The following is a 20,218-nucleotide window of genomic DNA, read 5'->3' on the forward strand; positions in this document are numbered from 1 at the left end:
GCTCGAGCTGCTCCTCCTTCGTCGCCGCGGCGAGGCCTTGTAGGCCGCATCCTCGCCGCGGTGTTCGGTGTGCCGGCTGCTTCCCACCGACCAGCGAAGGATCACGATGAGCTATCACGACCGCACCCCTCAGCGCCCGTCCGGCATGCCGATCCACAAGTACCGGCCGTTCCACGAGCAGATCACCGTCGACCTGCCGGATCGCACCTGGCCCACCCGGCGCATCACGAAGGCCCCGCGCTGGTGCGCGGTCGACCTGCGTGACGGCAACCAGGCGCTGATCGAGCCCATGAGCCCGGCCCGCAAGCTGCAGATGTTCGAGCTGCTCGTCCAGATGGGCTTCAAGGAGATCGAGGTCGGGTTCCCCTCGGCCTCGCAGACCGACTTCGACTTCGTGCGGATGCTGATCGACGAGGGCCGGATCCCCGACGACGTCGTCATCCAGGTGCTGACGCAGTGCCGGGAGCACCTCATCGAGCGCACCTACGAGGCGATCGCGGGCGCGAGGCAGGCGATCGTCCACCTGTACAACTCCACGTCCACACTGCAGCGCGAGGTCGTCTTCCGCTCGGACGAGGACGGCATCATCGACATCGCCGTGTCCGGCGCCCAGCTGTGCAAGAAGTACGAGCAGACGGTGCCCGGCACCGAGGTGTTCTACGAGTACTCCCCGGAGTCCTACACGGGGACCGAGCTCGAGTTCGCCGCCCGGATCAGCAACGCGGTGCTCGACGTGCTCGAGCCCGCGCCGGAGCGCAAGGTCATCATCAACCTGCCCGCCACCGTCGAGATGGCCACGCCGAACGTGTACGCCGACTCGATCGAGTGGATGGGCCGGAACCTGCGCTACCGCGAGAACGTCATCCTCTCGCTGCACCCGCACAACGACCGCGGCACGGGCGTCGCCGCCGCCGAGCTGGGCTACCTGGCCGGCGCGGACCGCATCGAGGGCTGCCTGTTCGGCAACGGCGAGCGCACCGGCAACGTGTGCCTGGTGACCCTCGGCATGAACCTGTTCAGCCAGGGCATCGACCCGGAGATCGACTTCTCCGACCTGGACCACGTGCGCCGCACCGTCGAGCACTGCAATCAGCTGCCGGTCAACGAGCGGCACCCGTACGGCGGGGACCTGGTGTTCACGGCGTTCTCCGGCTCGCACCAGGACGCGATCAAGAAGGGCCTGGACGCCATGGCGGACGAGGCCGCGGCGTCGGGGCGCGAGGTCGACGAGCTGGTGTGGGCGGTGCCCTACCTGCCGATCGACCCCAAGGACGTGGGCCGCTCGTACGACGCGATCATCCGGGTGAACTCCCAGTCCGGCAAGGGCGGCATCTCGTACCTGATGAAGTCGGAGCGGGACCTGGACCTGCCGCGCCGGCTGCAGATCGAGTTCTCGCACGTGGTGCAGTCGCACACCGACGCGCACGGCGCCGAGGTCACGGCCGACGACCTGTGGCGCATCTTCAACGACGAGTACCTGCCGGTGGAGCCGGGCGGCCCGCTGGCGCCCTGGGGCCGGCTGCGCCTGCGCGGCATGAGCATGACCACGTCCGACGAGGGCTCGGTCACGCTCTCCGCGGACGTCGTCGACCGGGGGCAGCCGCGCACGATCGAGGGATCCGGCAACGGCCCGCTCGACGCCTTCCTGAACGCGCTCGGCGGCCTGGGGATCTCGGTGATGGTGCTGGACTACGCCGAGCACGCCCTCTCGTCCGGCGGGGACGCGACCGCCGCCGCCTACGTCGAGTGCGCGGTCGGCGACCAGACGCTGTGGGGCGTCGGCATCGACCCGTCCACCACGACCGCCTCCCTCAAGGCGATCATCTCCGCGGTGAACCGCGCGCAGCGCTGACCACGGCTCCTCGTCGACGGAGGCCGCCGGACGCCCCACGCGACCGGCGGCCTCTGCCGTGCCCGGTGGCGCCGCATGGAGCAGCCGCCCACTCATTCGAGTGACGTTCGGCGCAGGCGCTGCACAGTCGTGGCCGATGGCCGATGGGCACCCCGGACGAGTGCAGCAGTGCACGGGGGGCGATGCGTGAGGCGGGGTGGACCATCGGCGGCGAGATGGTGGCGACGTCCGAGTTCGGCGTGTTCGACCTCATCGCCGATCGGGCGTTCTGGCAGTACCAGCACGGCGACCGGCTGGCCGCCCTGACGCTCTGCGCGCATGGGATCGCGGTCGCCGAGCGGGCCGGCGACGAGGCGACCGTCCGGTTCTTGCTGTACACCCGGGGCCGGTGCCTGATCGAGACCGGGCAGGTCGACGCCGCCGTCGTGTGCGCGGACGAGCTGCTGGCGCGCACCGAGCACGACGAGGCCCCGTTCTGGGAGGCCAAGGCCCTCGCTGTCCGGGCCCTGGCGAGGATCCGGGCCGGCGCAGTCATCGAGGTGGTGGACCTGCTCGCCCGCGTGTGGAGCCTGGTCGGGGAGCCGGACGGCCGGCGGTACAACCAGGCCTCTGCCGTCGCCGTGCTGGCCAACGGCCTGCGCACGGCCGAGCTCTACGAGCAGAGCCACGCGCTGACCCGGCGGCTGCACCGGCTGGTGCCGCCCGGCTTCGACGTCAACGTCGTCGCGCAGTCCATGCGCAACCTGTGCGAATGGGGCGCCCGCCTGCTGATCCTGGGGCACGACCGGGAGGCGACAGCCACTTTCGCCGAGCTGGCCTCGCGGGTGCTGCTGCTCCGTCGGATGTCGCACGGCGCCCCGGGCGAGAACGGGTTGGCGGCCGACTCCGCGGAGATCGTCGCGATGGTGGGCCTCGGCGACCCCGAGGGCGCGCTGGCCCTGGCCGAGCGGGTCGGCCCAGCCCTGGAGGCCTACCGGGGGCGGCCGGAGTGGCTGGCGGCCACCTGCGCGCGCGGGCTCGCGCTGACCGTCGTGGGCAGGCACGCGGAGGCGGAGGCCGTTGTCGCGGAGGTCCGTCCGGAGACGCTGACCCGCGATCGGGACGTGTGGCAGACCGCCGTGGACGCGGTGCTGCTGCAGGCGGCCCGGGCCCGGTTCGGGGACCATCCGGCGGCCACGCAGGCCATCGCCATGTTCCGACGGGTCGCGCGCCGCACCTGGATCGACCGGGAGCAGCGCTTCGAGGCGCTGCTCAGCAAGGTCCGGATCCAGGAGCTCGTGGAGGAGAGCGCCCGCGCCACCGCGCTGAGCTCGCGTGACGAGCTGACGGGCGTTGGCAACCGCCGGGCGATCCAGGAGTTCGTGTCCGGCGCCGAGGGCCCGGTCGCCGGCGTCTTCATCGACGTGGACGACTTCAAGTGGGTCAACGACCAGCACTCGTACCTGGTGGGGGACGCGGTGCTGGTGCGCATCGCCGAGCTGCTGGGCCAGCACGCCCGCGACGAGGACCTGGTCGCGAGGTTCGGCGGCGACGAGTTCGTGATCCTGCCGGCGCCGGGCACAGTGATGACGGCGCTCGCCCTCGAGCGGCTGGCTCGTCGGATCCTGGCCGGGGCGCGAGCTGCGGACTGGGACGCCCTCGCGCCTGGGCTGTCGGTGACGCTCTCGGTCGGCGTGGCCCGGGTGGAGACCGCGGAGGCGCTCTTCGACGGCCTGAGCCAGGCTGTGCGGGAGGCGAAGCGTGGCGGACGTGACCAGGTGGTCGTCGTCGGCGGATAATGTCCGGGTGAGCCTCTACCGCGACGAGGCCATCGTGCTGCGCACCCTCAAGCTGGGTGAGGCCGATCGCATCGTGACCCTTCTGACCCGCGCCCACGGCAAGGTCCGTGCCGTGGGCAAGGGCGTGCGCCGCACGTCCTCGCGGTTCGGCTCCCGGCTCGAGCCGTTCATGCACATCGACGTGCAGCTCAACACCGGCCGGTCTCTCGACCTGGTCACGCAGGTCGAGACCATCGGGCCCTACGGGCGGCCGATCTGTGAGGACTACGCGCTCTACACCGCGGGGACGGTGATGCTCGAGACCGCGGAGCGGCTGGTCGAGGACGAGCACGAGCCCTCCGTGCAGCAGTACTGGCTGCTGGTGGGAGCGGTCCGCTCGCTCTCGACCCGTGAGCACGCCCCCGGCCTGGTCCTCGACTCCTACCTGCTGCGCGCCCTGGCGATCGCCGGGTGGGCGCCGAGCTTCGCCGATTGCGCTCGATGCGGCCGCCCGGGGCCCCACACCTCGTTCGCCATCGCGCAGGGTGGCGCCGTGTGCCAGGCCTGCCGGCCGCCGGGCGCCACCTCGCCCGCGAACGAGACGTTCACGCTGCTCGCCGCGCTGCTCGCGGGGCAGTGGGACGTGGCGGAGGCCAGCGCCGAGCGGCACCGACGCGAGGCCGACGGCCTGGTCGCGGCATACTGCCAGTTCCACCTCGAGCGCCAGCTGCGCTCGTTGCCCATGGTCGAGAGGGTCTGATGCCGATCGCACCGCCGCCGCACCCCAGCGGCGCACGTCCCCCTGCCATCCCCGCGGAGCTGGTGCCGCAGCACGTCGCGATCGTCATGGACGGCAACGGCCGGTGGGCCAACGCCCGTGGCCTGCCGCGCACCGCAGGCCACGCGGCCGGCGAGGCCTCGCTGCTCGACGTCGTGGCGGGGGCCATCGAGATCGGCGTCAAGCACGTCTCCGCGTACGCGTTCTCCACCGAGAACTGGAAGCGCTCGCCAGACGAGGTCCGCTTCCTGATGGGGTTCAACCGGGACGTGCTGCGCCGCCAGCGGGACACCATGAACGACTGGGGCGTGCGGGTGCGCTGGGCCGGGCGCCGGCCGCGGCTGTGGCGCTCGGTGATCAAGGAGCTGGAGACGGCCGAGCAGCTCACGCGCGGCAACGACACGTGCACCCTGACGATGTGCGTGAACTACGGCGGCCGCGCGGAGATCACCGACGCGGTGCAGGCCATCGCCCGTGAGGTCGCGGCGGGCCGCCTGGACCCGTCGAAGATCAGCGAGAAGACCATCGCGCGGCACCTCGACGAGCCCGACCTGCCCGATGTCGACCTGTTCCTGCGCACGTCGGGGGAGCAGCGCACCTCCAACTTCATGCTCTGGCAGTCCGCGTACGCCGAGCTGGTGTTCCTGGACGAGCCGTGGCCCGAGGTCGACCGCCGACACCTGTGGCGGGCGGTCGAGACGTACGCACGGCGCGACCGTCGTTACGGGGGAGCGGTCGACCAGCCCGTCGCGTAGGCGTCGGCGGGCGCCGCTAGTGTGCTGGACATGACGCTCACGGTGGAGATGGTCACGTTCGACGCGCTGGACGCCCCGATGCTCGCCCGGTGGTGGGCGGCCCAGACCGGAGGGGTGGTCCAGGGGGAGCCCGACGCCCCCTTCGTCGTCGTCAGCCCTGGGACGCCCGGAGGACCGAACCTCGGGTTCCAGCAGGTGGCGTCGCCGACCCGCGGGAAGAACCGCGTGCACGTCGACCTCTCGGCGCCCGACCGGGCGGCAGAGGTCGCCCGCCTGACCGGGGACGGCGCGACATTCGTCGCCGACCACCGCGAGGACGGCTTCGCGTGGACGGTGCTCGCGGATCCCGAGGGCAACCAGTTCTGCGTCTCGGGCCCGCACTCCTGAGCGGTCAGCCGCCGGTGCGCTGCCCGGCCGGCACCGCGCCGTCGCGGCGCGCCGCGCGGCGTCGGGACCACCAGAACGCGCCGGCCGCGAGCAGGAGGCCCGCCGCGGCGAGGCCCCACGGGGACTCCGCGGCGAGCGCCGCCGCGGCCCACACGGCGCCGAGCCCGACCGTCCCCCAGATGAAGGCCCAGGCGACGCACCCCGGCAGCGAGGCGATCGTGAATCGGCCGTAGGGCATGCGGGCCATCCCGGCGGCGATGAAGACGGCGGTCTGCGCGCCGACGGTCAGGTAGGCCAGGGTCACGGCGAGCGGGCCCCAGCGGTGCACGGCGCGCGAGGCGCGCTGCGCGGACACCGTCGAGCCCCAGTCGGCGGTGCGGGCATGGGCGACGGCCCACCAGCGCGGGCCCCGGCCTGTCGCGGCCAGGCGGCCGGCGCCCTCGGACGCGGCCCGGCCCGCCCAGTACGTCAGGTGCGAGCGGGCGAACACGATCACGGTGAGCACCATGATGACGACCCAGAACGGTCGCCCGCCCAGGCCGTACGCCTCGGCTACGTCGGTCACGGGCGTCGAGTCTACGAGCCGCGCCTGTGCGGCGGCCTGGGCCCTCAGTCTCTTGCCGTGGACGCCAGGACCACGTCGTCCTCGACCTCTGGGTGCGGGTCCTCGCGCTGGGCGGGCCGGTGGATCAGCGGGCGCAGGGTCGCGGCGACGGCGTACACGACGATCGCGAGCACGACGATCGTCGCGCCGGGCGGGTAGTCCTGCCAGTACGTGACGGACAGCCCGACCACGCTCACCGCCACCCCGATCGCGCTGGCCAGGGCCATGGTGCGGCCGAACGAGCGGGCGAAGACCTGCGCGATGGCCACCGGGACGATCATCAGGGCGCTGACGAGCAGGAGCCCGACGACGCGCATCGCGATGGTGACCGTCAGCGCGGCGACCGTGGCGATGAGCATGTTGAGGAACCGGACGGGCAGCCCGGAGCCCCGTGCGAACTCCTCGTCGTAGCTGACCGAGAACAGTGCGGTGCGCAGCCCGACCCCCGCGGCCAGCACGATGAGCGCCAGCCCTGCCGTCCACCACAGGTCGCCGCCCGAGACGGTCGAGATGGAGCCGAACAGGTAGGCCATGAGGTTCGCGTTGGTGCCCCCGGCGACCTTGATCAGCAGCACGCCGCCCGCGATGCCGCCGTAGAACATGATGGCCAGCGCCAGGTCGCCGCTCGTGCGGCCGCGCTCCCGCACGAGTTCGATGACCACCGAGCCCACGACGGCCGCCACCACAGCGCCGGGCACCGCCAGCGTGTCGTCCTGGGCGAGGTTCGCCCAGTTCCCCACGAGCCACCCGAGAGCGACGCCGGTGAGCGCCACGTGGCCGATGCCGTCGCCCATCAGGGCGAGGCGTCGCTGCACCAAGAACGTCCCCACCACGGGAGCGGCGGCGCCGACGAGCAGCGCGGCGAGGAGCGCCCGCTGCATCAGCGGCCACTCGAGCATGGTGATGATCTGGTCGAGCCAGGTCATGGGGTGACCTCGATGGTGATCGTGGGACCGGCGCCGGGCGTCTCGGGGTCCGCGTGGGGGTGGGTGTGGTCGTGCCCGGGCTCGGCGTGCTCGTCGCGGGCGTGGGGCGGCGCGCCGTCGTGCACGAGCCTGCCGTGCCGCAGGACCAGCGCGCGCTGGATCAAGGGCGCGAAGGGCCCGAGCTCGTGGAGGATCACCAGCACCGTCGCGCCGTCCGCGTGTAGCCGCTGGACGGTGTCGACGAAGGTCTGCTGGGTGGGGATGTCGATGCCGGACGTGGGCTCGTCCAGGACGAGGAGGTCGGGGGAGCGCACCAGTGCGCGCGCGATCAGCACGCGCTGCTGCTGCCCGCCGGAGAGCTCGTGCACGGGGCGGCGGGCCTTGTCGGCCATTCCGACCTGCTCGAGGGCGGCTTGCGCCCGGGCCCGGGCGTCCCGTGGGGGCCGCAGCCGCCGACCCGTGAGCAGCCCGGAGGTGACGACCTCGATCGCGTTGGCGGGGACGCCCGTGGCCGCGGGCAGTCGCTGCGGCACGTAGCCGACCCGCTTCCACGGGACGCCGGCGCCGAGCGGCTGGCCGAAGAGGCGCACCGTCCCCGAGTCGACGGGCACGATGCCGAGCAGGGCACGCACCAGCGTCGACTTGCCGGAGCCGTTGGCGCCCAGCAGGGCGACGACCTCCCCGGGGCCGACGGCCACGTCGATCCCGCTGAGGATCTGCTGGCCGCCGAGGGCGACCCCGAGTCCCTCGACCTGGATGACCGGGGTGTCGGCGCGGGCGGGCTCGGCCGGGGCGGTGCTCATGAGCAGCCCAGCGCCGTCTGCAGGGCCTGGAGGTTGTCCTCGGCCACCGAGAAGTAGGTCTGCGAGCCGCTGACGCCTTCCAGGGGGTCGAGCACTGCCGACTCGATGCCGAGGTCGGTGGCGAGCGTCTGGGCCACCTTGGGGCTGACGAGCGCCTCGAAGAAGATCGTGGTCACTCCCTCACGTTCGACCACGTCGTGGATCTCCACCAGTCGGGCCGGGGAGGGCTCGGCCTCGGGGTCGACGCCGGAGATCCCGACCTCCTCGAGGCCGTATCGGTCCGCGAGGTATCCGAAGGCGGTGTGCGTGGTCACGAAGACGCGGCGCTCGCAGGCGGCGAGGCCCTCCTCGAAGGCGGTGTCGAGCTCCCCGAGGCGCGAGGCCAGCGCGGCCGCGTTCGCCTCGAACTCGGCGGCGCCGTCGGGGTCGAGCTCGCTGAGCTGGGCCGCCACGGCCTGGGCCACCGGCGCGAGCAGCGTCGGGTCGAGCCAGAAGTGCGGGTCGAGGTCGCCGTGGTCGTGGCCGTCGTGCGCGTGGTCGTGCTCGTCCTCGCCGGCGTGCGCCTCGTGGCCGTGCTCGTCGACCTCCTCGACGTTCTCCTCGGAGAACGGGACCAGCGTGGTGGCGTCCGCGGCGTCGACGACGTGCGCGGGGCCAGCGGACTCGACAGCCTCGTCCACGGAGGGCTGGAATCCGGAGAGGTAGACCACCAGGTCGGCCGAGCGCAGCGAGCTCACCTGGCTGGGGGACAGCTCGAGATCGTGCGGCTCGGCGCCGGGCGGGGTCAGCGAGGACACGTCGACACGGTCGCCGCCGACCTCCTGGGCGACGAACTGCAGCGGGTAGAACGACGCGGAGACGGAGAGCCGGCCGTCCGAGCCCTCCGGCCCGGCGCATCCGGTGAGGGCGAGGGCGGCGAGCGTGAGGCCGCAGGTGGGGGCCAACAGGCCGCGTCGGGAGAGCATGACGATCATTCTCATTAGTGTGAGAATCATTGTCAATCTGGCCCGGACCTGCAGCCGCGGAGGCGACCACCCCCACCGCGCCCCGGTAACCTCGTCCCGGAGCCTCCACCAGCCAGGCGGGGGCACGCGAACCAAAGTGAGTGTGAGCTGTGGCCCCGTCCCGTCTTGACGCCGTCACCTCCCTGGCCAAGCGCCGGGGCTTCGTCTTCCCGTCCGGAGAGATCTACGGCGGGACCCGCTCCGCCTGGGACTACGGGCCATTGGGCGTCGAGCTCAAGGAGAACATCAAGAAGCAGTGGTGGCGCACGATGGTCACCGGCCGCGACGACATTGTCGGGCTGGACTCGTCGGTGATCCTGCCGCGCAAGGTCTGGGTCGCCTCGGGCCACGTCGGGGTGTTCACCGACCCGCTCGTCGAGTGCCTGAGCTGCCACAAGCGGTTCCGCGAGGACCACCTGCTCGAGGAGTTCGAGGAGAAGAAGGGCCGCGCCCCCGAGAACGGCCTCGCCGACATCGCGTGCCCGAACTGCGGCACCCGCGGCCAGTGGACCGAGCCGCGCGACTTCAACATGATGCTCAAGACGTACCTCGGCCCTGTCGAGGACGAGTCCGGGCTGCACTACCTGCGCCCCGAGACGGCGCAGGGCATCTTCGTGAACTTCGCCAACGTGGTGACGACCAGCCGCAAGAAGCCGCCGTTCGGCATCGGCCAGATCGGCAAGTCGTTCCGCAACGAGATCACCCCCGGCAACTTCATCTTCCGCACGCGCGAGTTCGAGCAGATGGAGATGGAGTTCTTCGTCGAGCCCGGCACCGACGAGCAGTGGCACCAGTACTGGATCGACGCCCGCACCGACTGGTACGTCGACCTGGGCCTGCAGCGCGAGAACCTGCGGCACTACGAGCACCCGCAGGAGAAGCTCTCGCACTACTCCAAGCGCACGGTCGACATCGAGTACCGGTTCGGCTTCCAGGGCAGCGAGTGGGGCGAGCTCGAGGGCATCGCCAACCGCACCGACTTCGACCTGAAGACCCACACCGAGCACTCGGGCCAGGACCTGTCGTACTTCGACCAGGCCAAGAACGAGCGCTGGGTCCCGTACGTGATCGAGCCGGCGGCCGGCCTGACCCGCTCGCTCATGGCGTTCCTCGTCGAGGCCTACACCGAGGACGAGGCCCCCAACACCAAGGGCGGCGTCGACACCCGGACGGTCCTCAAGCTCGACCCGCGCCTCGCGCCCGTCAAGGCCGCGGTGCTGCCGCTCAGCCGCAACGAGTCCCTCTCGCCGAAGGCGCGCGACCTCGCGGCCGAGCTGCGGCGCAACTGGAACGTCGACTTCGACGACGCGGGCGCCATCGGCCGCCGGTACCGCCGTCAGGACGAGATCGGCACCCCGTTCTGCATCACGGTCGACTTCGACACGCTCGACGACCAGGCCGTGACGATCCGCCACCGCGACGACATGACGCAGGAGCGGGTCGCGCTCGACCAGGTCACGACGTACCTCGCCACCCGGCTCGTCGGGGCCTGACACGCGGGATGTGAGGGGCGCGCCGCATCTGCGGCGCGCCCCTCACGTCGTCCCCTGGGGTAGTTTCGCCGGCATGGCAGCGCACGATCACGTGGACGAGCAGGGGCGCGTCGAGCCGCCGGTGGCCGACGGCGAGGTGGCGACGCTGCTGGGCTTCCTGGACTTCCAGCGCGCCACCCTCGCGTGGAAGTGCTCGGGCCTCGACGCGGACGCGCTCACCGCCACGACTGGCGCCTCGTCGATGACGCTGGGCGGGCTGCTCAAGCACCTGGCGCTCGTCGAGCACGACTGGTTCTCGCGGTCCCTGCACGGGCTGGACCGGGGCGAGCCGTGGGGGTCGGTGGACTGGGCCTCCGACCCGGACTGGGAGTGGCGCACCGCCGACGACGACGCCCCCGAGCGGCTCCTGGCGCTGTGGGAGGGCGAGGTCGCCCGCTCCCGCGAGCTCACCGCCCAGGCTCTCGCCGATGACGGGCTCGACACGCTGGCGCGGCGCTCCTGGAAGGACGGCAGGACGCCGAGCCTGCGCTGGATCCTGGTCCACATGATCGAGGAGTACGCGCGCCACAACGGCCACGCGGACCTGCTCCGAGAGTCCGTCGACGGGCAGGTCGGCGAGTAGACAGCGTGCCGACTCCGTCCCACCCCACCCCTGTGCCCGGCGCCCAGAGCCCTGGCCGGCCCCTCGCGCACGCCCACGCGCACGCCCACGGCGGCGCCGGCGAGGGCGTCCGCGTGGACGGCCGGGTCCGGGCGGTGCTCGCGGCCGTGCTGGCCCCGGCGCTCGCCCTCACGCTGCTCGGGGCGTGGCTGCTCTGGCCTGACGCCGAGTCGCCGACCCTGACCACCCTCGCCCCCGGGTCCAGCTATGCCCGGGTCGAGGTGCTCGCCGTGGACCCGGCCGTCGCAGCCGAGGACCAGGTCAGCGCGCGTGGCCCCGACGGGCAGCCGACGGCCGTTCTCGTGCCGCCCGAGCAACTGCCCGAGATCAAGCCCGGCGACATGCTCGTCGTGATGCGGCTCCCCATGACGGACGCCGACGGCGCCGTGGGCACCGCCCACGTCTTCGTGGACTTCGTGCGAGGCCCCCCGATGGCGGTGCTCGCCGCCGTCTTCGCCGTCTTGGTGGTGGCCGTGGCGCGATGGCGGGGCGTGGCCGCGATCGCGGGGCTCGGCGTCTCGCTGGCCGGCATCGGCGCGTTCATGCTCCCCGCCCTGCTCCAGGGCCGGCCCGCCGTGCCGGTGGCCCTCGTGACGGCCACAGGGCTCATGTTCGTGCTGCTCTACCTCGCGCACGGGTTCTCCGCGCGCACTTCGACCGCGCTGGTCGGCACACTGGGCGGCCTGGTCGCCACCTCGGCACTCGCCGCCTGGGCCACGGGCGCCGCGCAGCTCACCGGGCTGGTCGGCCAGGACTCGCTCGACCTGCAGCACTACGCGCCCCTGGTGACGCTCCGCGACGTGCTGCTGTGCGGCATCGTGCTCGCGGGCCTGGGCGTGCTCAACGACGTGACGATCACCCAGGCGTCGGCCGTGTGGGAGCTGCACGCCGGCGTGCCCACGATGTCGCGCGCCGAGCTGTTCCGCCGCGGCATGCGGATCGGGCGCGACCACATCGCCTCGACCGTCTACACGGTGGCCTTCGCGTACCTCGGCGCGTCGCTGCCGCTGATCCTGCTGGTGAGCATGTCCGACCGTCCGCTGCTCGCGTCGTTGACCAGCGGGGAGATCGCCGAGGAGGTGGTCCGCACGCTCGTGGGGTCGATCGGCCTCGTGCTGGCGATCCCGCTGACCACGGCCGTGGCCGCCATGGTCGTCAGCGCGCGCCGGTCAGTGACTGTGCCCGCCGTGACCGTGACCGGCGTGGACGCGCCCCGCCCCGCGGCCGCGCAGACGGAGCCCGACCCCATCCTCAGCCGTGACATCGGCCCCGTCCGCGGCGACGTCGACGGGTGAGGCGCTCACCACGACCGCGGCCACCGCGGTCGTGATCGGGATGGCGAGGACCAGGCCGATCGAGCCCACGAGCGTGCGCACGATCTCCTCGGCGAAAGACCCGCTCGTCAGGGTCTGGCCGAGCGAGAACTGGTAGACCTGCACGAGCAGCAGCACCGGCAGCGCCGCCCCCGCGTACGCGAACGCGATGGTGTAGACCGTCGACGCGATGTGGTCGCGGCCGATCCGCATTCCCCGCCGGAACAGCTGCTGGCGGGTGGCGCCCGGCATCGACGCGCGGAGCTCCCACACGGCGGAGGCCTGGGTGATCGTCACGTCGTTGAGCACGCCGAGCCCGGCGAGCACCACCCCGCACAGGAACACGCCACGCAGGGCGCTCGCGCCCTGGTCGCCGAGCAGCCCGGCGAGCTGGTAGGTGTCCTCGCTGACCACGCCCGAGAGGTGCGCCCAGCGTGCGGCGGCCATCCCGAGTCCCGCGGTGACCAGCAGCCCGATGACGGTGCCCAGCAGCGCCGTGGAGGTGCGCTCCGAGAACCCGTGGGCCAGGTACAGGACCACGTACATGATGACGCCCGAGCCGCACAATCCGATGAGCAGGGCGTCCGACCCGGCCAGCAGCGCGGGGAGCACATAGGCGCCGAGCACCGCGAATCCGATCGCCAGGCCGATGATCGCGCGCAGACCTCGCATGCCCGCCACCAGCACCGTCACCAGGGCGAAGACCAGGGCCAGCGTCATGAGGGGCAGGCCGCGCTCGAAGTCGTGCCAGGCCCACACGTCCGGCTCGCCGTCCGCTCCCGGGTAGCGCTGGACGACGATGCGCGTCCCGGCGGGCACGTCGTCCGGGGTCAGCGTGGCAGTGGCCCACACCTCGATCTGGGCGCCGGCCTGGGAGCCGCTCGTCACAGTCGCCCGGACCGTCAAGCAGCTCACCGAGGCGGGCACCGACCCGTCGGGGCGGATGTCCTCCACGGTCCCCTCGCAGCGGGCGGTGGCCGAGGAGTCGACGCGGGCCGTCGGGTGCTCCACGTCCACGGCCACGACCGTCCCGTGCGTCGCCCGCGGCTCGCCCGGCCAGCTCAGCAGCATGCCCACCAGGGCGGCGAGGCCGATCGGCGCCAGGACGGCGGCGAGGATCAGGGTGGTCCGGCGGGGACGGCGAAGGGCGGGCACCGGGAGATTGTCCCGGACCCGCTGCGCGGGGCCGGCACGGCGCGCGGTGGGCAGGACGCGCCGGTGGGGGACAATCAAGGGGTGCCGCCGTTGACCCAGACCTCCGTGCCCCCCGTGGGCGCCATCCCGGCGCCCGTGCTCCCGCCGCTGCGCATCGGGCCCCTGACGATCGACACCCCCGTGGTGCTGGCGCCCATGGCCGGCGTCACGAACGCCGCGTTCCGGCGCCTGTGCCGGGAGTCCGGGGCGGGGTTGTACGTCGCGGAGATGGTGACCTCGCGGGCTCTGGTCGAGCGCGGCGAGGAGTCCATGCGGATCATCTCGCACGAGCCGGACGAGAAGCCCCGCTCGGTGCAGGTGTACGGGGTGGACCCCGGGACTGTGGGCGCCGCGGTGCGGCTCATCGCGTCGGAGGACCGCGCGGACCACATCGACCTGAACTTCGGCTGCCCGGTGCCCAAGGTCACCCGGCGCGGCGGGGGAGCGGTGCTGCCGTGGAAGCGGGACCTGTTCCGCTCGATCGTCAGCGCGGCGGTCGACGCGGCCAGCCCGCACGGCGTGCCGGTCACCGTGAAGATGCGCAAGGGCATCGACGAGGCGCACCTGACCTACCTGGAGGCGGGCCTGGTCGCGCAGGAGGTGGGCGCCGCGGCGGTCGCCCTGCACGCGCGGACGGCCGCCGACTACTACTCCGGCACCGCCGACTGGGAGTCGATCGCCCGGCTCAAGGAGACGGTCACGGACATCCCGGTGCTGGGAAATGGTGACATCTGGTCCGCCGAGGACGCCCTGGCGATGGTCCAGCAGACCGGCTGCGACGGCGTGGTCGTGGGGCGCGGGTGCCAGGGGCGGCCGTGGCTGTTCGCCGACCTGGCCGCGGCGTTCGCGGGATCCGACGTGCGCGTGCGGCCTGGGCTCGGGGAGGTGGCGGCCGTGGTGCGCCGTCACGCGGAGCTGATGATCGAGCACTTCGGCGAGGAGCAGAAGGCGCTGCGCGAGATGCGCAAGCACATGGCCTGGTACTTCAAGGGGTACGTGGTGGGAGGCGAGCAGCGCGCCGCGCTCGGCCTGGTCTCGACCCTCGCGGAGCTGGACGACAGGCTGGCGGCGCTCGACCTCGACCAGCCGTACCCCGGTGCGGCCGCCGAGGGCCAGCGCGGCCGGGCGGGGTCGCCCAAGCGGCCGATCCTCCCGGAGGGCTGGCTCGACTCGCGTGACCTGTCGGAGGACTTCCGCCGGGCCTTGCACGAGGCCGAGCTGAGCATCTCGGGCGGCTGACCGGCCGCGGTCGCCGGGCCCTCAGGGCGCCGGCGCAGTGCTGCCGCGCACCACGATCCGTGGCCGCAGGCGCAGGTCCTCGGGCGGGGGCGAGCCGTCCAGCAGCGCGCGGACCCGCAGCCACGCGTGCTCGCCGATCTCGTCGGTGGGGACGGAGGCCGTGGTGAGCGTCGGGGTGGCGTAGCCGCTGAACGGGATGTCGTCGAAGCCGACCACGGACATCTGCTCGGGGACCCGCACGCCGAGCGCGTGCAGCCCGGAGAGCACGCCCAGCGCGACCAGGTCGTTGTAGGCCACGACCGCGGTGGCGCCGGTCTCGCGCGCGGCCCCGGCGACGGCGTGGCCGTCGGCGAAGGAGGGGCCGCACCCGAGCACGTCGAGCTTGAGGCGGCCCGCCTGGACGAGCTCGTCGAGCGCGTGCGCGCGGAGCGCGTTGGACGCGCTCGTGGCGGGACCGGACAGGTAGGCGAGCCGTCGGTGGCCCAGCCCTTCCAGGTGTGAGACCAGGTCGCGGATCCCGGCGGCGTAGTCGACGGTGACCTGCGGGGAGCTGACCTCGGGCACGGCGCGGTTGAGCAGCACGAGCGGCTCCAGCTCGGGGGCGAGCTGGGCGAGGACGTCGGCGGGCATGCGCGGCGCGCACAGCACCAGCGCGTCGCAGCGTCGGCGCGCCTCGCGCGCGACTTCGATCTCGGCGGCGGCGTCCTCGTTGGACTCCGCGACCAGCAGGCGGTGGGAGGCGCGCCCGGCGGCTTGGCCGAGGCTGCGCAGGATCCCCTGGAACAAGGGGTTGGCGAGGTCGGGCACCACGAGGGCCACCGTGGAGGTGCGTCCTCCCGCGAGGCCCCGCGCGACGATGCTGGGCCGGTACTCCAGGGCGGCGGCCGCGGCCTGGACGCGCGCGGCGAGCTCCGGGGCCACCGAGGACTTGCCGTTCATCACTCGAGAGACCGTGGCGCGGGACACCCCTGCGCGCGCCGCGACCAGGTTGATCGTCGCGGGTCGCCACGATCCCACGTCGGCCTCCTGTGGCTCGGTGCTGGCGCCGCGAGTGCGACCGGCGCCCGGATCATATCGGGACGATCCGGCGCCGGTCGCACTCTCGCACGCATCCGAGCCCCGCCAGGGGCGTTCACGCTCCTGGCGTGTCGCGGGAGGTCAGGACAGACGCGCCCACACGGCCACGTCGGTCGGGACGCTGACGCGCCCGTCCTCGGTGACCAGGTCGCCGCTGGCGAGGAGCACGGTGGCGCCCTCGGGCAGGACGACGGGCTCGTCGCCCAGGTTCGTCACGACCAGCACGTCCCGGTTGGCGAAGACCACTGCCGCCTGCTCGTCGCCCACGCCGTCCACCCAGGCCAGCGAGCCGGAGCCGAGGTGGAACTCGCGGCGGACGCGCAGCGCCTCCCGGTACATCTCGTACGTCGAGCCCGGCACGCCCTTCTGCGCGTCGAGGGCGTACGCGGACCACGAGTCCGGCTGCGGCAGCCAGGTGGCGCCGGTGGGGGAGAAGCCGAATCCGGGCTCGCCGGCCTTCCAGGGCAGCGGGACGCGGCAGCCGTCGCGGCCGCGCTCGGTGTGGCCGGTGCGCCACCACGCCGGGTCCTGGCGCAGGTCGTCGTCGAGGGCGGTGTGCTCGGGCAGGCCGAGCTCCTCGCCCTGGTAGATGTACGCGGAGCCCGGCAGGCCCAGCATCATCAGGCTCGCGGCGCGGGCGCGGCGCAGGCCGAGCTCCTCGTCCGGCTGCTCGTCGCCGTGGCCGATGCCGTTGGGGCGCGAGTTGGGCTCGAGAAGACCCAGGCGCGACGCGTGGCGGACGGTGTCGTGGTTGGACATCACCCAGGTGGTGGGCGCCCCGACGTTGTCGTTCGCGGCGAGCGACGCCGTCACGACGGTGCGCAGCGCGGCGGCGTCCCACGTGGTGCTGAGGAACGAGAAGTTGAAGGCCTGGTGCATCTCGTCCGGGCGGACGTACCGCGCCAGGCGGGACAGCGGCTCGACCCAGGCCTCGGCGACCAGGGCGCGGTCGCCGTCGTACTCGGCGAGCACCTTGTTCCAGGCCCGGTAGATGTCGTGCACGCCGTCCTGGTCGAACATGGGCCCCGAGTTGCCGGCGCCCGTGGAGCCGGCCTCGTCGTGCGAGCCGTCGATCATCGAGACCGAGCCGTGCCAGTCGGGCAGGCCGGGGGCCTTGACCATGCCGTGCGCCACGTCGATGCGGAAGCCGTCGACGCCGCGGTCGAGCCAGAACCGCAGGACGTCCTCGAACTCGGCCCGCACCTCCGGGTGCTCCCAGTTCAGGTCGGGCTGGCGGGTGTCGAACATGTGCAGGTACCACTGGCCCGGCTCGCCGGAGGGGTCGGTGGTGCGGGTCCACGCCGGGCCGCCGAAGATCGACTCCCAGTTGTTGGGCGGCAGCTCGCCGTGCTCGCCCTTGCCCTCGCGGAACATGTAGCGCTCGCGCTCCGGGCTGCCAGGACCGGCGGCCAGCGCCGCCTGGAACCACTCGTGCTCGTCAGAAGTGTGGTTGGGGACCAGGTCCACGATGATCCGCATGCCGCGCTGGTGGGCGCGCTCGAGCAGCTCGTTGAAGTCCGCCAGCGTGCCGAACAGCGGGTCGATGGCGCGGTAGTCCGCCACGTCGTACCCGGCGTCGGCCTGCGGCGAGCGGTAGAACGGGGACAGCCAGATTGCGTCGACCCCGAGGCGTGCGAGGTGGTCGAGCCGGGAGGTGACGCCCGGCAGGTCGCCGATCCCGTCGCCCGACGCGTCCGCGAAGGAGCGCGGGTAGACCTGGTAGATCACCGCGTGCCGCCACCACTCGCCCGCGGTGTCGCTGGGCGCGTGGACGAGCGTGGTGGTGGTGGTGGTGCGGCCGTGGGGGTCGGCGAGTGTCACGTCAATGCCTCGATTCATGAGGGGTGGGCGGCCATGCCCGGAAACAGGCGCACGCCGGTGGCGGCCGTGCGCAGGGGGCGGTTCAGGGGGTGGTGGGGGCGGTCACCGGGGCTGCGCCCGTGGATGACCGCACGATCAGCTCGGGGAAGAAGAGCAGCTCGGTGCGAGAGGCGTTCGTGCCGGCGATCTCGGACATCAGGGCGCTCACCGCCGCGTGTCCCATGGCCTGCACGGGCTGGCGCACGGTGGTCAGGGGCGGGTCGGTGTACGCGATGAGCGGGGAGTCGTCGTAGCCGACGATCGACAGGTCGCCCGGCACCGAGAGCCCGCGCTGGCGGGCTGCCCGGATGGCGCCCAGCGCCATCAGGTCGGAGCCGCAGATGATCGCGGTGTGACCGGCGTCGATGAGCTCCCCGGCCGCCGCCTGCCCGCCCTCGACTGTGAACAGCGTGGTGACGACGTGCGCGGAGGGGTCCGTCTCACCGAAGTGCTTCTCGAGGTTCTGGGCGAACCCCTCGACCTTGCGCTGGGCGGGGACGAACCGGTCCGGCCCGATGGCGAGGCCGATGCGCCGGTGGCCGAGCGAGGTCAGGTGCCGGAAGGCCAGCTCCATGGACGCGAGGTCGTCGTTCGACACCGAGGGGGCGTCGACGCCCGCGGAGTGCCCGTTGACCAGGACGATCGGCACGCCCCGGCTGCGCAGCCGGTGGTAGCGCTCAGAGCTGGCGGAGGTGTCGGCGTGCAGGCCGGACACGAAGACGATGCCCGCGACCTCGTGCTCGAGGAGCATCTCGACGTACTGGTCCTCGGTGGTCCCGCCGGGGGACTGGGTGCACAGCAGGGGCGTGTAGCCGCGCTGCGACAGCATCGTCTCGATGACCTGGGCGAAGGCGGGGAACACCGGGTTGGACAGCTCGGGCACCACGAGCCCGACGAGACCCGCGGACCGGGTGCGCAGCTTCTCGGGGCGCTCGTAGCCCAGGAGGTCGAGGGCGGCCAGGACCGCCTGCCGGGTCTGCGCGGAGACGCCGTGCTTGCCGTTGAGCACGCGCGAGACCGTGGCCGTGCTGACGCCTGCGTGATCGGCCAGGTCGGTCAGACGGGTGCGCACGTGAGGCAGCGTAGGGGACATGGGACCTCCTCGTCCGGGGTATGAGCGCACGGAGAGTGCCCGCGTAGCCGACCTTGCAACTGTTGCCTGAAAGTTACCGTAACGGTTTGCAAGGGGCCGTGCAAAGGCGTTAGCGTCACGCCACACCAAGCCAGCGTCGGTGGGACACCCCTCCGCCTTGGCATCTCCCCTTCGATTTGGAGACATGACGATGCGACGGAGCATCCCTATAGTCGCGGCGACTCTCGGCCTCGCGCTGACCCTCACCGCGTGCGCGGGCTCGACCGACGAGCCCGCGGCCGACGCGACGGCCACGCCCTCCTCGGACGCCCTGACCGTCTGGGTCGACGAGACCCGCCAGGACGCCGTGGCCGAGGCTGCGAAGGCGTTCGAGGCCGAGACCGGCACCGACGTCGAGCTGGTCCTGAAGAACTTCGGCGACATCCAGGCGGACTTCATCGCCCAGGTGCCGACGGGCGAGGGCCCGGACGTCACGGTCGGCGCGCACGACTGGCTGGGCGCCTTCCTGCAGAACGGCGTTGTGGCGCCCGTCGAGCTCGGCGACAAGGCAAGCGAGTTCGTCTCCACGTCGATCGAGGCCTTCTCCCAGGACGGCCAGGTCTACGGCGTCCCGTACGCCGTCGAGAACATCGCGCTGATCCGCAACACCGCGCTCGCCGCGTCCGCTCCCGCGACGTGGGACGAGGCCGTGGCCGCGGGCCAGGCCGCCGGCACCCGGTACCCGATCCTCGTCCAGACCGGTGTCGAGGGCGACCCCTACACGTACTACCCGCTGCAGACCTCTTTCGGCGCCCCGGTCTTCGCGCAGAACGAGGACGGCTCCTACACCGACGAGCTGACCCTCGGCGGCGAGGCCGGCGTGGCGTACGCGACGTGGCTCCAGGCCCAGGGCGCCGCTGGCGTGCTGAGCACCGACATCACCTACGACATCGCGGTGGAGGCCTTCGCCAACGGCGAGTCGCCCTTCATCATCGGCGGCCCGTGGATGATCGAGTCCTTCGAGGGCCTGGACCTGGCCATCGACGCCATCCCGTCGGCCGGCGGCCAGCCCGCCGAGATGTTCGCCGGCGTGCAGGGCTTCTACGTGAGCGCGCAGAGCGACAACGCCCTCCTCGCGAACGACTTCATCACCAACTACATGGCGACGACCGACGCGCAGGTCGCGCTGGCCGAGGCGGGCAACCGCCCGCCGGCGTTCCTCTCCGCCGCCGAGAAGTTCGCCGACGACCCGATCATGGCCGGCTTCTCGACCGTGGGCGCCACCGCCGCCCCGATGCCCTCCATCCCGGCCATGAACTCGGTCTGGGCCTTCTGGGGCGTGACCGAGGCGAACATCATCTCCGGCGCGGCCGCTCCCGCGGACGCCTGGAACAAGATGGTCACGGACATCCAGGGCGCGATCGGCAAGTGATCCCCCCGCGG

General features: G+C 72.6%; 17 protein-coding genes and 1 pseudogene. 10 read left to right on the top strand and 8 right to left on the bottom strand.

Annotation, left to right across the window (positions count from 1 at the left end; translation table 11 throughout):
* The first annotated feature begins 106 nt into the window (after positions 1-106).
* From leuA to NP064_RS06025, 5 genes are all read left to right on the top strand, one after another.
* Positions 107-1,852 carry a 2-isopropylmalate synthase gene (gene leuA / locus NP064_RS06005; RefSeq protein ID WP_227568716.1) on the top strand — a complete coding sequence of 582 codons (1,746 nt, stop codon included), beginning with the start codon at positions 107-109 and terminating at the stop codon, positions 1,850-1,852.
* A 143-nt stretch (positions 1,853-1,995) separates the two neighbouring features.
* On the top strand, positions 1,996-3,630 hold the full coding sequence (locus NP064_RS06010; protein ID WP_227568717.1) for a GGDEF domain-containing protein: 1,635 nt from the start codon (positions 1,996-1,998) through the stop codon (positions 3,628-3,630).
* Positions 3,631-3,637: 7 nt separating this feature from the next.
* Complete coding sequence (recO, locus tag NP064_RS06015; protein WP_227568718.1) at positions 3,638-4,369, top strand: DNA repair protein RecO; 732 nt, start codon at positions 3,638-3,640, stop codon at positions 4,367-4,369.
* A complete protein-coding gene (locus tag NP064_RS06020; protein WP_227568719.1) occupies positions 4,369-5,142 on the top strand; it encodes an isoprenyl transferase in 774 nt (257 codons plus the stop codon). The genes recO and NP064_RS06020 overlap by 1 nt, the downstream gene beginning before the upstream one ends.
* A 30-nt stretch (positions 5,143-5,172) precedes the next feature.
* The gene (locus NP064_RS06025; protein ID WP_227568720.1) at positions 5,173-5,529 is read left to right on the top strand and encodes a VOC family protein; all 357 of its coding nucleotides are present in this window, start codon (positions 5,173-5,175) and stop codon (positions 5,527-5,529) included.
* A 4-nt stretch (positions 5,530-5,533) separates the two neighbouring features.
* Here NP064_RS06025 and NP064_RS06030 read toward each other — a convergent pair whose 3' ends face one another.
* From NP064_RS06030 to NP064_RS06045, 4 genes are read right to left on the bottom strand one after another with little or no spacing between them, the layout of a single operon-like run.
* A complete protein-coding gene (locus NP064_RS06030) occupies positions 5,534-6,094 on the bottom strand; it encodes a DedA family protein (RefSeq protein WP_284439689.1) in 561 nt (186 codons plus the stop codon).
* A 44-nt stretch (positions 6,095-6,138) separates the two neighbouring features.
* Entirely contained in the window at positions 6,139-7,059 is a 921-nt protein-coding gene (locus tag NP064_RS06035; protein ID WP_227568721.1) for a metal ABC transporter permease, read from the bottom strand.
* Complete coding sequence (locus NP064_RS06040) at positions 7,056-7,862, bottom strand: metal ABC transporter ATP-binding protein (RefSeq protein ID WP_227568722.1); 807 nt, start codon at positions 7,860-7,862, stop codon at positions 7,056-7,058. Before NP064_RS06040 ends, NP064_RS06035 begins: the two co-directional genes overlap by 4 nt.
* Complete coding sequence (locus NP064_RS06045; protein ID WP_227568723.1) at positions 7,859-8,827, bottom strand: metal ABC transporter substrate-binding protein; 969 nt, start codon at positions 8,825-8,827, stop codon at positions 7,859-7,861. The genes NP064_RS06040 and NP064_RS06045 overlap by 4 nt, the downstream gene beginning before the upstream one ends.
* A gap of 149 nt (positions 8,828-8,976) precedes the next feature.
* On the opposite strand from NP064_RS06045, the gene NP064_RS06050 reads away from it, so the two are divergent.
* The 3 genes from NP064_RS06050 to NP064_RS06060 all read left to right on the top strand — a co-directional run bounded on the left by NP064_RS06050 (position 8,977) and on the right by NP064_RS06060 (position 12,315).
* Complete coding sequence (locus NP064_RS06050; protein WP_227568724.1) at positions 8,977-10,359, top strand: glycine--tRNA ligase; 1,383 nt, start codon at positions 8,977-8,979, stop codon at positions 10,357-10,359.
* A gap of 73 nt (positions 10,360-10,432) precedes the next feature.
* Complete coding sequence (locus tag NP064_RS06055; protein ID WP_227568730.1) at positions 10,433-10,981, top strand: DinB family protein; 549 nt, start codon at positions 10,433-10,435, stop codon at positions 10,979-10,981.
* Positions 10,982-10,986: 5 nt separating this feature from the next.
* A complete protein-coding gene (locus NP064_RS06060) occupies positions 10,987-12,315 on the top strand; it encodes a YibE/F family protein (RefSeq protein WP_227568731.1) in 1,329 nt (442 codons plus the stop codon).
* Positions 12,316-12,333: 18 nt separating this feature from the next.
* On the opposite strand, the pseudogene NP064_RS06065 reads toward NP064_RS06060, so the two are convergent.
* A pseudogene (locus NP064_RS06065) lies at positions 12,334-13,404 on the bottom strand (YibE/F family protein); the annotation flags it as partial.
* A gap of 189 nt (positions 13,405-13,593) precedes the next feature.
* Between NP064_RS06065 and dusB the strand changes: the two are divergent.
* Positions 13,594-14,766, top strand: coding sequence for a tRNA dihydrouridine synthase DusB (dusB, locus tag NP064_RS06070; protein WP_372456354.1), 1,173 nt, complete (start codon positions 13,594-13,596; stop codon positions 14,764-14,766).
* A gap of 21 nt (positions 14,767-14,787) precedes the next feature.
* On the opposite strand, the gene NP064_RS06075 is transcribed toward dusB, so the two are convergent.
* From NP064_RS06075 to NP064_RS06085, 3 genes are all read right to left on the bottom strand, one after another.
* Positions 14,788-15,783, bottom strand: a complete 996-nt coding sequence (locus NP064_RS06075) for a LacI family DNA-binding transcriptional regulator (RefSeq protein ID WP_227568732.1) — start codon at positions 15,781-15,783, stop codon at positions 14,788-14,790.
* A 141-nt stretch (positions 15,784-15,924) separates the two neighbouring features.
* On the bottom strand, positions 15,925-17,682 hold the full coding sequence (locus NP064_RS06080) for a glycoside hydrolase family 13 protein (protein ID WP_372456350.1): 1,758 nt from the start codon (positions 17,680-17,682) through the stop codon (positions 15,925-15,927).
* Positions 17,683-17,746: 64 nt separating this feature from the next.
* A complete protein-coding gene (locus NP064_RS06085; RefSeq protein WP_227568734.1) occupies positions 17,747-18,796 on the bottom strand; it encodes a LacI family DNA-binding transcriptional regulator in 1,050 nt (349 codons plus the stop codon).
* A 190-nt stretch (positions 18,797-18,986) separates the two neighbouring features.
* Between NP064_RS06085 and NP064_RS06090 the strand changes: the two genes are divergently transcribed.
* A complete protein-coding gene (locus NP064_RS06090; protein WP_227568735.1) occupies positions 18,987-20,207 on the top strand; it encodes a sugar ABC transporter substrate-binding protein in 1,221 nt (406 codons plus the stop codon).
* Positions 20,208-20,218 lie beyond the last annotated feature (11 nt).

It is taken from the genome of Cellulomonas chengniuliangii (genome assembly GCF_024508335.1).
Classification (GTDB): domain Bacteria; phylum Actinomycetota; class Actinomycetes; order Actinomycetales; family Cellulomonadaceae; genus Cellulomonas_A; species Cellulomonas_A chengniuliangii.

Bases quoted from the DNA above. Each gene is read 5' to 3' on its own strand.
- NP064_RS06085 (WP_227568734.1), bottom strand. From the start codon at position 18,796: ATGTCCCCTACGCTGCCTCACGTGCGCACCCGTCTGACCGACCTGGCC.
- NP064_RS06020 (WP_227568719.1), top strand. From the start codon at position 4,369: ATGCCGATCGCACCGCCGCCGCACCCCAGCGGCGCACGTCCCCCTGCC.
- NP064_RS06010 (WP_227568717.1), top strand. From the start codon at position 1,996: ATGGGCACCCCGGACGAGTGCAGCAGTGCACGGGGGGCGATGCGTGAG.
- NP064_RS06055 (WP_227568730.1), top strand. From the start codon at position 10,433: ATGGCAGCGCACGATCACGTGGACGAGCAGGGGCGCGTCGAGCCGCCG.
- NP064_RS06040 (WP_227568722.1), bottom strand. From the start codon at position 7,862: ATGAGCACCGCCCCGGCCGAGCCCGCCCGCGCCGACACCCCGGTCATC.
- NP064_RS06025 (WP_227568720.1), top strand. From the start codon at position 5,173: ATGACGCTCACGGTGGAGATGGTCACGTTCGACGCGCTGGACGCCCCG.
- NP064_RS06045 (WP_227568723.1), bottom strand. From the start codon at position 8,827: ATGCTCTCCCGACGCGGCCTGTTGGCCCCCACCTGCGGCCTCACGCTC.
- NP064_RS06080 (WP_372456350.1), bottom strand. From the start codon at position 17,682: ATGAATCGAGGCATTGACGTGACACTCGCCGACCCCCACGGCCGCACC.
- NP064_RS06090 (WP_227568735.1), top strand. From the start codon at position 18,987: ATGCGACGGAGCATCCCTATAGTCGCGGCGACTCTCGGCCTCGCGCTG.
- leuA (WP_227568716.1), top strand. From the start codon at position 107: ATGAGCTATCACGACCGCACCCCTCAGCGCCCGTCCGGCATGCCGATC.
- NP064_RS06035 (WP_227568721.1), bottom strand. From the start codon at position 7,059: ATGACCTGGCTCGACCAGATCATCACCATGCTCGAGTGGCCGCTGATG.